Origin of the sequence: Bordetella genomosp. 11 (genome assembly GCF_002261215.1) — a bacterium.
In the GTDB taxonomy this organism is placed as follows: Bacteria; Pseudomonadota; Gammaproteobacteria; order Burkholderiales; family Burkholderiaceae_B; genus Bordetella_C.
Map to the genome: position 1 here is coordinate 4,079,575 of NZ_NEVS01000004.1, position 13,294 is coordinate 4,092,868.

Annotated in this window: 10 protein-coding genes and 1 tRNA gene; 7 read left to right on the forward strand and 4 right to left on the reverse strand. The window is 64.9% G+C overall.

What is annotated here, in order from left to right; genetic code table 11:
• The first annotated feature begins 141 nt into the window (after window positions 1-141).
• Together CAL28_RS25940 and CAL28_RS25950 are read left to right on the forward strand one after the other, a co-directional pair.
• The gene (locus tag CAL28_RS25940; RefSeq protein ID WP_094843979.1) at window positions 142-624 is read left to right on the forward strand and encodes a cupin domain-containing protein; all 483 of its coding nucleotides are present in this window, start codon (window positions 142-144) and stop codon (window positions 622-624) included.
• 324 nt (window positions 625-948) lie between these two features.
• Complete coding sequence (locus tag CAL28_RS25950; RefSeq protein WP_094843981.1) at window positions 949-2,214, forward strand: phthiocerol/phthiodiolone dimycocerosyl transferase family protein; 1,266 nt, start codon at window positions 949-951, stop codon at window positions 2,212-2,214.
• Window positions 2,215-2,252: 38 nt separating this feature from the next.
• On the opposite strand, the gene CAL28_RS25955 is transcribed toward CAL28_RS25950, so the two are convergent.
• Entirely contained in the window at window positions 2,253-3,947 is a 1,695-nt protein-coding gene (locus CAL28_RS25955; protein ID WP_094843982.1) for an NAD-dependent malic enzyme, read from the reverse strand.
• 491 nt (window positions 3,948-4,438) lie between these two features.
• Between CAL28_RS25955 and CAL28_RS25960 the strand changes: the two genes are divergently transcribed.
• The gene (locus CAL28_RS25960; RefSeq protein WP_094843983.1) at window positions 4,439-5,494 is read left to right on the forward strand and encodes a hypothetical protein; all 1,056 of its coding nucleotides are present in this window, start codon (window positions 4,439-4,441) and stop codon (window positions 5,492-5,494) included.
• Window positions 5,495-5,801: 307 nt separating this feature from the next.
• Here the strand turns inward: CAL28_RS25960 and CAL28_RS25965 are convergent.
• A tRNA-Arg gene (locus CAL28_RS25965) sits at window positions 5,802-5,876 on the reverse strand.
• A gap of 408 nt (window positions 5,877-6,284) precedes the next feature.
• Here CAL28_RS25965 and CAL28_RS25970 point away from each other — a divergent pair.
• Window positions 6,285-7,190 (forward strand): c-type cytochrome, encoded by a 906-nt coding sequence (locus tag CAL28_RS25970; protein ID WP_094843984.1) that lies wholly within the window; start codon window positions 6,285-6,287, stop codon window positions 7,188-7,190.
• Window positions 7,191-7,671: 481 nt separating this feature from the next.
• Here CAL28_RS25970 and CAL28_RS25975 read toward each other — a convergent pair whose 3' ends face one another.
• Window positions 7,672-8,715 (reverse strand): helix-turn-helix domain-containing protein, encoded by a 1,044-nt coding sequence (locus CAL28_RS25975; RefSeq protein WP_094843985.1) that lies wholly within the window; start codon window positions 8,713-8,715, stop codon window positions 7,672-7,674.
• 83 nt (window positions 8,716-8,798) lie between these two features.
• On the opposite strand from CAL28_RS25975, the gene CAL28_RS25980 reads away from it, so the two are divergent.
• Window positions 8,799-9,260: a helix-turn-helix domain-containing protein gene (locus CAL28_RS25980; RefSeq protein WP_094843986.1), complete on the forward strand. Its 462-nt coding sequence runs from the start codon at window positions 8,799-8,801 to the stop codon at window positions 9,258-9,260.
• A gap of 204 nt (window positions 9,261-9,464) precedes the next feature.
• Here CAL28_RS25980 and CAL28_RS25985 read toward each other — a convergent pair whose 3' ends face one another.
• A complete protein-coding gene (locus CAL28_RS25985; protein ID WP_094843987.1) occupies window positions 9,465-10,112 on the reverse strand; it encodes a SecDF P1 head subdomain-containing protein in 648 nt (215 codons plus the stop codon).
• A 304-nt stretch (window positions 10,113-10,416) separates the two neighbouring features.
• Here CAL28_RS25985 and thiC point away from each other — a divergent pair, with 304 nt between their 5' ends.
• Together thiC and CAL28_RS25995 are read left to right on the forward strand one after the other, a co-directional pair.
• Window positions 10,417-12,330: a phosphomethylpyrimidine synthase ThiC gene (gene thiC, locus CAL28_RS25990; protein ID WP_094843988.1), complete on the forward strand. Its 1,914-nt coding sequence runs from the start codon at window positions 10,417-10,419 to the stop codon at window positions 12,328-12,330.
• A 52-nt stretch (window positions 12,331-12,382) separates the two neighbouring features.
• Complete coding sequence (locus tag CAL28_RS25995; RefSeq protein ID WP_094843989.1) at window positions 12,383-13,228, forward strand: hypothetical protein; 846 nt, start codon at window positions 12,383-12,385, stop codon at window positions 13,226-13,228.
• Window positions 13,229-13,294 lie beyond the last annotated feature (66 nt).

Here is a 13,294-nt window from a genome sequence, read left to right on the forward strand (position 1 = left end):
AGCGCCGCATCCCCGCCTTCCTTGGTTGCGTGAAGGCCTTGGGGTCATGCATCAGCCCACCACCGAAATATGGCTGTTCGAGGAAGAAAACCAGGATCAAAATAATACGGTTTCACCGGCCGCAGTCTCGAGGAGGCTTCCATGCCCATCTCTTTCCTGCATTCAAAAGGAACCGACGCGCCCATCAAGATCCCGGCCATCGGGCTCGATCTGTTCGTGCGCATGCCGCCGGCGGCAAGTTCGGGCGAGTTCTGCTTTATCGAGACCATCAATGCTCCGGGCGCGGGTCCTCCCCGCCATCGCCACCGCGAAGCGGAGATATTCCGCGTCATTGAGGGGCGATATCTCTATGAGGCGGACGGCCGGCGCTTCCATGCCGAGGCGGGCGACGTGGTCAGCATTCCCGGCGGGGTCGAGCACGGCTTCTGCAACGTCACCGACAAGCCCGCACGCCAGTACATCCTGATGGCCCCGGCGCTCGATGCGGCGGCCTTCTTCACCGAACTGGCCGGCGTGATGCATGATGGCATTCCCGATCAGGCAGCGCTCAATGCCTTCGGGCTGAAGTGGCACGTGGAGTTCCTCGGGCCGCCCGTCAACAAAAACGACCAGCCCACGGATTAAGGCGGCCGCATCTGCGTCGCCGCCAGCGGCCGACGCTCAAGCAGCCCGCTATGAGGACGGCGTCCCGATCGCCCTTCTCGCCCCGGACGAACCGGCCGACGACGACGTCATCGGGCAGCGTACAGACGTTCGACGTGGAGGACATCCCTATCGCCTATCTTCCCGGCAATGCGCGCCGGGTCCGCGTGCGCGTCGTCGGGGAGATCGCGCGGCTCGCCGCAGATGGCGCAAGTTTCTGATGGTGCCCAGATGGCGGCGCCCTTGCATCGCCATCCGGTTCAGCGGCCGTGTGGCCTTAGTGCACCGACCTCGGGGGAGACAAGCATGCTCGATGATCTTAATAACGAAGGGACGCCACAGGGACAGATCGGGCGCGAAAGGCGCGTCTATCGAAAAGCCTCGCCTACGGAATTGATCTACATCGCCACGCGCATGATCGTGGTAAGCCGCAGCAGCCTCTCGGGGATGGTCGACAGGGCGCAGTTCGAGGCGGCCGTCGCCCACCTGGAAGCCCGATACGGAATCCTGCGCTCGGTGGTCGAGGACGGACATTTCGTAGGTAGGCTGGATGACCGATCGGCAATCGAGGCCTGGTTGCCCGCCGATACCTGCTCCGCCGAGACCATGTACGCGCAATTGCTGAACGCCGACCTCGATACCGGAAAGACCCTCTATGCCATCCACGTCATCGCCGCCGATGACGCGCTCGATATCTTCATGCTCACCTCCCATGCGATCACGGACGCAACATCGCTGATCGAGCTGCATTCCTGTCTCGCCTACATGTGCGACTGCGTCGTGCGCGGCAAGGTACCGGTCCTCGGTGTGCAGCCGTTTCCGACCCCCGTCGACGACGCGGTGAGCCGCAGCCTGGCTGCGCTTGGAGCGTATGCGCCCCCCTCTTCCTATTCCGGATTATTCGCCGAGATCCCCATGCGCGCGCCCCATGATGGCGGTCCCGTGACCCATCGGCTCGAGCGCGTCGTGATCGGGGCGGACGCGATGCAGCGGATCAAGGAGGCAAGCCATGCAACCGGCTCGTCCGTGCACTCGTTCCTGCTGGCCGCGTTCGCTCTCGCCATACGTGACGTCGCGGACGGACACCCGCGCCAGATCCTCATGCGATCATCGGTGGACATGCGCCGGCGGCTCGAGCCCCACGTTGCCCCCGAACTGGTCTTCACGGCCATCACCGGGCACATCACGCCCGTCCCCGACCTCGACCTGCCCATGGTCGAGATCGCCCGTTTCATCTTTGACGATATCCATCAGGGACTGGCCAACGGCAGCATCTTCCACGACTACATCAATTATCCGCGGGCATTCGGCAGCCCTCGGCAATCGCCGGTGGCCATCAATGTTTCCGACATCCAGACGGTGAAGTTTCACTGGCAGGTCGAGCGGCTGGTAGTGACGGGATTCGAGTATGCATTGGGCTGGATGAAGAAATTTCCCAATGTCTCCGTGTCGGTCTACGACGGCACGCTGATCGCCAACATCGTATATGTGGAAGAGTTCGCCACTCCCACAACGATCCGGGCCATCTCGGACGGCTTCCTCAGAAGGCTCGATTCAGTCTACGAACAATAGAAACCCTGCCCCGAGGAGCGCGGCCGAGTGGCGGGCGATTATGTCCCCTTTGCGGTGAGCGGTACGTAGTGCGGCGTCCAGACCTTGGCGCGCAAGCGCTGCTGGATCTGATCGATCGCGACGTCGGGCGCGTTGCCCTCCCGGCGCGCCTGCATCGCAACCGCGAGAGCGACCCTTGCCGCGACTTCACGCAGGGCGCTCACGGGGGGCAAGAGATTGTGCCGAGGGTTGTTGCGCGCCGGCGACGCATCTGCCAGCGCCTTCGCGGCCGCCATGAACATGCCATCCGTCACGCGGCTCGCGCCGACCGCCAGGACGCCTAGGCCAACTCCGGGAAAGATATAGGAATTGTTGGTCTGGTCCACCTTGAAGCGGGTGCCGTCCCGCAGGAGCGGGGGAAACGGGCTGCCGACGCCCACCAGAGCCCGCCCGCCGGTCCAGACCTCGATATCCGCCGGTGTCGCCTCCGCGCGCGAGGTCGGGTTCGACAGCGGAAAGATGATCGGCCGCTCGTTGCACTCGGCCATGGCGCGGACGACCGGCTCGCCGAAGGCACCCGCCAGGCCGGAGACGCCGATCAGCACGGTTGGCCGCGCATTGCGCACCACGTCCAGGAGCGCAACCTTGTCGGAATGTTCGAGCGCCCAGCCTTCGATCGCCCGCTTGCTCTGCACGAAGGGAATCTGGAATGGCTCAAGGCCGGGCATGCCTTCCATCAGCAGCCCGTCGCGATCGATCATGAAAAAGCGTTGTACCGCCTCGCTTTCCGACAGGCCGGCATCACACATGGCAGAGCGGATCAGGCCGGCGATGCCGCAGCCGGCCGAGCCGGCACCGAACACGGCGACGCGCTGTTCGGTGAGCGGCACGCCGGTGACGCTGATGGCTGCCAGCAGGGTGCCGGTCGCCACGGCGGCCGTGCCCTGGATATCGTCGTTGAAGGTGCAAAGCCGGTCGCGATAGCGCTCCAGCAGGCGCGTCGCATTGGTCTTCGCGAAGTCTTCCCACTGCAGCAGAACCCGCGGCCAGCGCCGGATGACGGCCGAGACAAACGCCTCGATGAAGTCGTCGTAGTCCTGGCCCCGCACCCGCTCGTGCCGCCAGCCCACATAGAGTGGGTCGGCAAGGCAGTCGGCATTGTCGGTCCCGACATCGAGCAGGATCGGCAGGGTGGTCGCCGGATGCAGGCCGCCGCAGCCGGAATAGAGCGCGAGTTTGCCGATCGGAATCCCCATGCCGCCCGCACCCTGGTCGCCGAGCCCAAGGATGCGCTCTCCGTCGGTCACCACGATCGCCTCCACGGCATCGAAGCGCGGCTGCGCGAAGATTTGGTCGAGCCGCGCCGTGTGGGGGATGCTAAGGAAGAGGCCACGCGGCTTGTGGTAGAGGCGGCTGAACTGCTGGCAGCCGGCGCCGACCGTGGGCGTGTAGACGATGGGCAGCAACTCTTCCAGGTTCTCCACCAACGTCGCGTAGAACAGAGTCTCGTTGATGTCCTGCAACTCGCGCAGGAAGGCGTAGCGTTCGAGATCGGTCTCGAACTGGCGCAGCGACTGCAGGGCGCGGGAGACCTGCTCGTCCAGGGTGGAAACATGCGGCGGCAGCAATCCGTGCAGGTGGAATGCGTCGCGCTCTTCCTCTGAGAAGGCGGTGCCCTTGTTGAGCTGGGGATCGGCCAGCAATTCGTATCCGCTCAATTCGGTGGTCATGGGCGCGACGGTTGCATCGGACATGAAGATCGCTCCTGGCTTCGCCCGTCCGAGCGAGCTCGATGTAGGTATCAGGCCGGTAATGGAGTGTGTTGCGGGGTAGTGAGAAGGCACCTGCATGTCGAACAGCACGTGTCCGTAGCTTACATCGCAGCGCATAGGGCCGGTGCGGCTTGCTATATCCAGACGCGTCCACTCGCCCGGCTTCATCTCTTAGTCCATCGGCAGCTCGAAGGTCAGGCGCTGCCTCTCCGCCTCGTCGAAGCGCGCCCTTCGAGGCTGCCCAAACGTGAAAGACACGGAGCGTAATCTCGCCGATTTTGTCGGCGCCATTCGGATGACCTCCCGCAACGCGCCGCAACGTGCGGCTAATATGCGCCCACGGCCGGATGCAACACGGAGGCACGAGGGTGGTGATCCGGGAACTTAATCGTCGTGAAGTTGCGATGCTCGGCGTAGCCTTAGCCTTGTCCACGACATTGCGCGCTCCGGCGCAAGCACAGAAGAGATCTCCCATGCTCTATCCGGGCGAGGAATTGACTGAGGCGGCTGGCTATCCGGCGCTGGTGCGGTTCGAACCCGGGCGACCGGAGCTTCCCGTCGTGGTGTTCATCACAGGAGGCGGGGTGCTCGGCCGCATCGCCTACGGACCGCCCGGGGGAAGGGCTGCCGATTTCCTTTGCCACTGGCTGCATGAAGAAGGCTTCGGGTCGCTGGTCCTGTCCTATCCCATCGACAGCAGGGGTGTGTTCGACACCGCATTCCCGCAGTTTTCGATCACCGACTGGGCGGAGCAAAGCGCCGGGATCATCGCCCGGTATATGGATCGCAATGGCCTGCCGGCGAACGCCATCGTGCTCGGCTGGAGCATGGCGGGGCGAATTGCCGAGCCGCTTCATGCTGCGCTGCGAGGCAGGGGAAAGGGCATCGAACTTTTCGTCGCGATGGCGGGCGCATCGGCGCTTCCCAATACCCTGCCCGGTCTCGACCACTTGAAGCCAGCCGCAAGCGGCCTCGCCTCGATCCGGGGTGCCTACCTCGACTGGCTGCTCCAGTGCCTGACGGATCAGAACGCCGCGACCGGCCATTCGGCACTCGATGCCGACGAGTTCGTCCGCGGGATGACCGGCGATTTTCCGGTCGGGCTTGCGGCATCGGCAATGCGCTACAGGGCCGGAGCTTTCGTTTCCGACCCGGCCGGAGACGCGCGTGAGGTCGGCACCGCGCGCTATCGAGCCTTTCCGCCGCTCGCCTTGATGACGCACGCCTCTGCGATCGACGCCCGGCACGCTCTCACGGACCGCTCCACATGGGGCGTCTATATCACCCAGCAGCTTTGTGAAGGTCTCGTTTTCTCGCAAGCGGACAAGCTCGCCGCGCTTCCCGCCGAGAGATGGGCGTTGCTGGTCGAGCATGTCGGGCACGCCGCCCAGCGGCTGAGCGCGACGCTACCGGGCAACCACATGTTTTTCCTTGGAGAGAATGGTGCGAGGAGAACCGTGCAGACGTTGAAGCTTCTCAGGCAAACCGCCGCAGACGTTGCAGGTGAAATCTCACATCTTATGGACTGAAAAATCGGTCAGTCAGTCCTCTCCCATTGCGCGAGCGGCGTTGGAGCGATTGACCGGCACCGCATGCCGGAATGAATCCCGGCTAGCTGTCGCGGCCGATGGGCCACACGAATGCCAAGATGTTCTTCGAGGTGTATTCGAAGTGGATCGACGGCGCCGCCAACCAACTGGAAAAGGACAAGGTGCGAAGCCTTGTCGCGCGGTATGTGCCAATGGATGCTGCCGGAGGTTAAGTCCTCGCAGCACTAGCTTGAACCGCGATTTGGGCACAACGTGGACGCAAAGTCCGGGTAACCCATTGATTTCTTGGCGCGCCCGACAGGAATCGAACCTGTATCAAGAGCTTCGGAAACTCTCATTCTATCCATTGAACTACGGGCGCGAAGAGGCAGTATTGTACCCAAAACAGGATTACGCGCTTGGCCGACTGCCGGCGGGCGTCATTTCGCCGCGCGGCCTGCCTGGATTCGCCCCGCGCCCAGCCCCTCGCAGCCCCGGATCTTACTGCGCCCGGGACGCCGGCCGGATGCCGGTCGGGACGCCCCTGGCGGCGCAACGGCGCCCATGCACCGAGCGGAAATGCACGCCGGCATCCGGCGGCCCATCTCGATTGCTGCGCCGCGACGAGGGCGGCCGGGCGTGACGGCACGCCGTCGGCCAAAGGGGCATCACCCCGCGTTATATAATCCAGCGTTTGCACGCGTGCAGGCGGAGAGCTGAGGAGGTCTCCGCAAGTCCGTAGTACTTTATCCGCCCCAGGCGCCCCGGTACCCGACAGCAGGATTAGGTTATGAGCAAAGAGCAGGAACACGTAGAAGAACACGCCTCACTCATCAAGACCCCGAAGCAGTTGATCGTCACGGTGGTTCTGGCCTTTCTAGTGCCGATCATCATCATCCTGATGCTCGTCAATATGGTGGCCTCCTACGGCCGCAGCGGTGCGGGGTCCAACGCCTTGACACCGGAAGCCATCGACAAGCGCATTGCCCCCGTCGCGGGTTTCGACCTGGTCGATGCCAACGCGCCCAAGGTCTTTAAGACCGGCGAACAGGTTTTCAGTTCCGTCTGTACGTCCTGCCATACGGCGGGCGTGGCCGGCGCGCCGAAAGTCGGCGACAACGCCGCCTGGGCGCCCCGCATAAAGGAAGGGCTGGAAACGATGTTCAACATCGCCCTGCACGGCAAGGGCGCCATGCCGCCCAAGGGTGGCAACCCCTCGCTGAGCGACTACGAAGTCGAACGCGCCGTGGTTTTCATGGCCAATAAGTCGGGCGGCAACTTCAAGGAACCCGAAGCGCCCGCCCAACCCGCCGCGAACCAGGGCCAGGCCGCCGCACCCGCTCCTGCACCCGCCCCCGCTGTGGCAGCGGCTGCGGCTCCAGCCACGCCGGCCCCCGCTCCTGCCGCACAGGCACAGGCGCCGGCACCGGCGCCCGCCCAGCAGGCGGCGGTGAACCCCGCGGGCGAAAAGCTCTATAAGACAACCTGCTTCGCCTGCCATGGCACCGGGGTAGCAGGCGCGCCGAAGTTCGGTAGCAAGGCCGACTGGGACAAATACATCCAGACGGGCCTCGACACCATGGTCAAGACGGCGATCACGGGCAAGGGCGCGATGCCGCCCAAGGGCGGCGCGGCCAACGCGTCGGACGCCGATATCCGGGCCGCCGTGGAATACATGGTGCAGGCAGCCAAGTAAGCGCAAACGGACGGCCTTGCAAATCCCTACCGGGCAATATCGCCGGTAGGGATTTGTGCTTTATGGGTGTGGCGCGTCGGTACCATAGGCCGCATACACCCTTCCCGCGCGTCAAGCAGGACTGGGCCGCCGTGAAACCGACGGGGGAGTCGCGCGCGGGATGGACCGCACAGTGCCGACGCGCGATAGCGAACAGAATTGGAACGAACCGGGAATAAAGAAACTGCCGCTGGGTGAACGACAGGTGGGCGACGACGAACAGGTGAACTGCGGGTAGGTGAACGACTTGCAGATGCACGACCTGTAGACAAGTGACCTGTAAATGAACGACTTGAGATGTACTGCCGACAGGAAAGAGGCCTGCCGATGGGTGAACCGCCGATGCCTGAACCGGACATCCGTCAACCGCGGCTGGGATCGGGTCGGGGATTGAGAAAACGGACCCTTTCGGAGAACCCGGATGCAGGAAGCTTACGTGCAATCACGCGGCAAGCAGCCGTGTCGCCAACATGCGTGCGCCGGAATCCGCGAGTGGAAGGTGTCTTGGCGTAGATCGCGGCATGCCGGGAACGCCGGGCACCATGACGGAGGAGCGTAACGATGACGGACTTGCCGCCAATGGCTCCGCAAACAGATAGCCGCAGCCCCGCACCGCCAACAAGGGCAGTTCGATGCCGGCGAGCCGCGCCTTGCGGCGCAACCGCGACACCAGGACGTCCATGCTGCGCGGGTCCAATTCCGGCCCGGAGGGCTCGCCGATCCGCGCGTCCTGGCCCGTCGAGGCGCGGCGCCCGCGACGCGCCAACTGGGCCTCGCTGGATGCGATACGCATGAGAAAGCCGTTTTCCGCCACGGTCAGCAATAAGGTGCGGCCGCCAGGACATATGAGCACGCGGCAGCTTGCATCCAGGTTCCAGCCTGCGCCAGGGCTGCCCGCTCGCTGCATGGCGCCGAGGGGAGACGACCGATGCCCGGCATCCCGAGGATGCCGGGGTCCCCTGGCGCCGCCATCGTGGCAGGACGCCGGTTGAGCGGGCGCCTGCGCGACGTCGACGCGGGCCGGCCCGGCTCGTGGCACGGATTCCATGTGGTCCACGGGACGACGGGACGGGCGCTCGGCAGCGTTGCCAGACAGTTGCGGTTGCGCGCGGTAGGCGCGCGTGGCTTGCCGGCCCCAGGACAACAGGATGGCGGTAAGTTCGGCGATATCGATCGATGCGGCGTGGCAGGCATCCGCGCCCGCTGCCATGACGTGCATGCGCCACGCCGTGTCGGCCGCGGTGCCCAGCGCAATGACAATGGCAGTGGGCGCCGCCATGCGGACGCTTTGCGCATCGCAGGCGAGGTCGTCCGATTCGCCGGTAAGCACGATCAGGGGCGAAGGTTGCGCGGCGTACAGATGCCGAAGGCCGGCCAGGCTGCCGCACGAGCGCACCGTGAAGTCCCGCCTGGCCAGCTCCTGCGCCAGGTTGTCTCTTACCGCCCGCGCGTCCTGCAGCACGATGACGTCCCGGTAATCCATCATGTTCTTTCTCCTGCACACGACAAAACCACGAATGTGATTTATATAAACACCAACGTGGCAACGGTGCAAGCTTCAATCGGTCCGTGAAGAAATTTTCAGACCGTTTGAGGCACGCTCGTTCACTGCGCGGATACACGCAGGCCGAAGTGGCGCGTCTGGCGGGCCTGTCGCAAAGCGCGGTCGCCAGCTACGAAAGCGGCGAACGCAAATCCAGCAGGGCGCTGTTCAAGCTGGCGGCGGCGCTGGGTGTCGAAGCGCAGTGGCTGGACACCGGCAAGGGGCCGATGGAACGTCCCGCCGACGTTTACGCGAACCCCACCGGCGGACAGCGCTACGCCCTGATGGAAGATGGCGCGCACGGCATGTTCGGCGACGCCCGCAAGGATGCGGACTGGCCCTTCCAGCACATCCCGCGCGGCCGCTACGAAACCCTGACCGCGCGCGACAAGCGCCATCTGGAAAACATGGTGGCCGCCTTCATCGAAGCCTGCCACAGCAACTACGCGCCGCTCAAATCCAAAAGCAAGACGCGCCGCGGCGAGTGATCCCGGAAACCGACCTGCCCGGCGGATACCCACCGTCGGATACCCACCGTCGGATGGCCCCATCGCGCACGACGGACAGAAGCAAATCGCGCGCGCCGCGTAAAAACATCGCACACCTGGCGCGAAAAAAATCGCGCCGCGGCGCGTGACGCCGGGGCGCGATGATTTGCCGCGCGTCCTGGGGCCCGCCCCAGGACGCGGGCTTCAGCGGGCGGGTGCCGCGGTACCCGACGCGGGGGCGGACCGGTCAGATGCCGGAGGCACCGCCGGCGTGCCGCTGCCCGAGGCAGCCGGCGCATCGCCGCGCACGCGGGCCGCGATCTCGGTCGCCGTTTGCGCGGTATCCACGCCGAAGGCCAGCACGCCGCGATTCAACGGTTCGGCGATGCGCGGCGCGGCGACCAATTGGCCATTGATGACCAGCACCAGCAGCTTGCCGACGTTCTGCGAACTGACCTGGGCGAGCTTGCGCGCGCCTTCCGGGGTGAAGCGCAGGCCGACGAAATTCTGCCCCTGGCGATCGACCAGGGCCGCCGCTTCGGTCAGGTCGGCGCGCGTGAGCACGGGCTGCGGCTGCACGTAAACCGTGGCATCGCTGAGCTTGACCTCCATGAGATTGGGCCCGGCCTCCGTTTGCGCGATATAGAAGCCGACCGACGACGCCACGGGGGCGGTCGAGGGCGCGGGTGTGCCGGGCGCGGTACCGGGCGGCGTGCCGCCCGCTGGCGTCGTGGTTCCACCGGATTGCGTGGACGCGGTCCCACCGGCCTTGTTGCCAGGCGTCTGGCAACCCGCCAGAAGGACCGTAGCCATCAATACCACGGGTGCGATCGTACGGAATTTGATGTGCATAACAGCTTTTCCTTATTGGTGGAGGTTGCGAAAAAAGTGTACAGGGGACGCAAGGCGCGGCATAACGCAGACTGCTTCCAGATGTAATGTCCCCGACATGTTGTCTATACTGTCGCGTGCACGCAGGGGTACTTCACGGTCCGACTGCGGTTCCGCCGGATTCTTTCGAAAATGGCGGCACCCGGAACCAGAGGTTGAGAGAGTCCCTTCGTACCAGTACGGATAATGCCGATGCTGGGAGCGTTCCGGCGGAAACCGCCGGAATCCGACCCTATTCGGCTCCAAACCCTCGCTTGGAGCTTCCATGAACGCCAACCCGAAATTCCTGGCCGCCACGGCCGCCGTCGACGCCGCCGCGGTAGCCCCGCTGCCCAAGTCCCGCAAAGTCTATCAGCAGGGTTCGCGCCCGGACATCCGCGTGCCGTTCCGCGAAATCGAGCAGCACGACACGCCCACCATGTTCGGCGGCGAAAAGAACCCGCCGCTGACGGTCTACGACACCAGCGGCCCCTACACCGACCCCACGGTCAAGATCGACATCCGCCGCGGCCTGCCCGAACTGCGCCGTGGCTGGATAGAAGAACGCAAGGACACCGAAGTGTTGTCCGGCCCCTCCAGCGCCTACGGCCGCGAGCGGCTGACCGACCCCAAGCTAACGGCCATGCGTTTCGACCTGCAGCGCCCGCCGCGCCGCGCCCAGGCCGGCGCGAACGTCACGCAGATGCATTACGCGCGCCGCGGCATCGTCACGCCGGAAATGGAATTCGTCGCCATCCGCGAGAACCTGCGCCGCGAGCAATACCTGGAATCGTTGCGCGCCAGCGGCCCGGAAGGCGAAAAGCTGGTCAAGCGCATGCTGCGCCAGCATCCGGGCCAGTCGTTCGGCGCGGCCATCCCGTCGTCCATCACGCCGGAATTCGTGCGCGATGAAGTGGCGCGCGGCCGCGCCATCATCCCGGCCAATATCAACCACCCCGAGCTGGAGCCCATGGCCATCGGGCGCAACTTCCTGGTCAAGATCAACGCCAATATCGGCAACTCCGCGGTCAGCTCGGGCATCGGCGAAGAGGTCGAGAAAATGACCTGGGCGATCCGCTGGGGCGGCGATACCGTCATGGACCTGTCCACGGGCAAGCATATCCACGAAACGCGCGAATGGATCGTGCGCAATTCGCCGGTGCCCATCGGTACCGTGCCGATCTACCAGGCGCTGGAAAAGGTCGACGGCAAGGCCGAGGACCTGACTTGGGAGATCTTCCGCGATACGTTGATCGAGCAGGCCGAACAGGGCGTGGATTACTTCACCATCCACGCCGGCGTGCGCCTGCCCTTCATCCCCATGACGGCGGACCGCATGACGGGCATCGTCTCGCGCGGCGGTTCGATCATGGCGAAGTGGTGCCTGGCGCACCACCGCGAAAGCTTCCTGTACGAGCGTTTCGAGGAAATCTGCGAAATCATGAAGGCCTACGACGTCAGCTTCTCGCTGGGCGACGGGCTGCGTCCGGGCTCGGCCTACGACGCCAACGACGAAGCGCAGTTCGCCGAACTGAAGACGCTGGGAGAGCTGACGCAGGTGGCGTGGAAGCACGACGTGCAGGTCATGATCGAAGGCCCGGGCCACGTGCCCATGCAGATGATCAAGGAAAACATGGACCTGCAGCTGGAGCACTGTCATGAGGCCCCGTTCTACACGCTGGGCCCGCTGACGACCGACATCGCGCCCGGCTACGACCACATCACCTCCGGCATCGGCGCCGCGCTGATCGGCTGGTACGGCACCGCCATGCTGTGCTATGTGACGCCCAAGGAGCACCTGGGCCTGCCCAACAAGAAGGACGTCAAGGACGGCATCATCACCTACAAAATCGCCGCCCACGCCGCCGACCTCGCCAAGGGCCATCCCGGCGCGGCGATCCGCGACAACGCCCTGTCGAAGGCGCGCTTCGAGTTCCGCTGGGACGACCAGTTCAACCTGGGACTGGATCCCGACACGGCCAAGGACTTCCATGACGAGACCCTGCCCAAGGACTCCATGAAGGTGGCCCATTTCTGCTCGATGTGCGGCCCGCATTTCTGCAGCATGAAGATTACGCAGGACGTGCGCGACTACGCCGCCAGCCAGGGCGTGGCCGAACAGGAAGCGCTGAAGAAGGGCATGCAGGAAAAAGCGGTGGAGTTCGTGCGCAAGGGCTCCGAAATCTACCATCAGACCTGATAACCACGTTTGTGAAAGCACGGCGGCCGGGCCGGCCGCCGATGGAAATGCGATGAGTCTATTGAAACGCTTCTTGACCCCGCGGACATCGCGCACGCTCGATGCCGGCCAGTTCGCGCAAGCCTACGCCGACGCCGCGCAGGCGCGCTTTCCCAAGGAAGGCGTCAGTGTCGAGGCGGACACCGCGGGCGAAGACGTGCAGGTCCGCTGGTCGCTGCCGGATGGGCAGCAGGTCATGCAATCGCTGGGCAACGCCTACACCGCCTATACCAAGGCGCCGGCCGATCTGGAGGCCATCCTGGCCGCGCATCTGGACGCCGCGCCGGCGGCGGCCAAGCCGGACGCGGCCACGCGCCGCGCCGCGATCCTGCCGGTGATCAAGACCAGGATGTGGCTTTCGTCCAGCACACGGCAATTGCAGGCGGCCGGCGCCGGCAATGGCGATCGCTTCGTCGCCGAACCGCTTGCCGACGAATTGATGACGGTCTATGTGGAAGACCGTCCCGATGCCATGAGCTATGTCTCGCCGGACCACCTGGCCGGCCTGGAAGTGGCGCGCGAGGCCATGATGCCGCTGGCGCGGGACAACCTGCGCCGCCTGCTGCCGCAATTGACCATCGAGGGCGAGGATGGCTGCTATGGCGTGCGCCTGGACGGCAACTACGACGCCAGCCTGGCGTTCCTGGTCGATGACTGGCGCGACCGTGTAGAGATCGAAGGCGATCCGGTACTGGCGATTCCCGCGCGCGAGGAACTGCTGGTGTGCGGGACGAAAGACCGCCACGGCCAGAATCGCATACGGAATATCGCGGCGCATATCATGGCGCGCTCGCCCTATGGCCTGTCGGCGATGCTGTATGTGTGGCGCGACGGCGTTTTGACCCGCTACGAGGACTGACGCCGCTGAGAAAGCGGCGATGCCGGTGCGCACGCAGGAATTCCCGACGGAGAGGTGACACCTAGC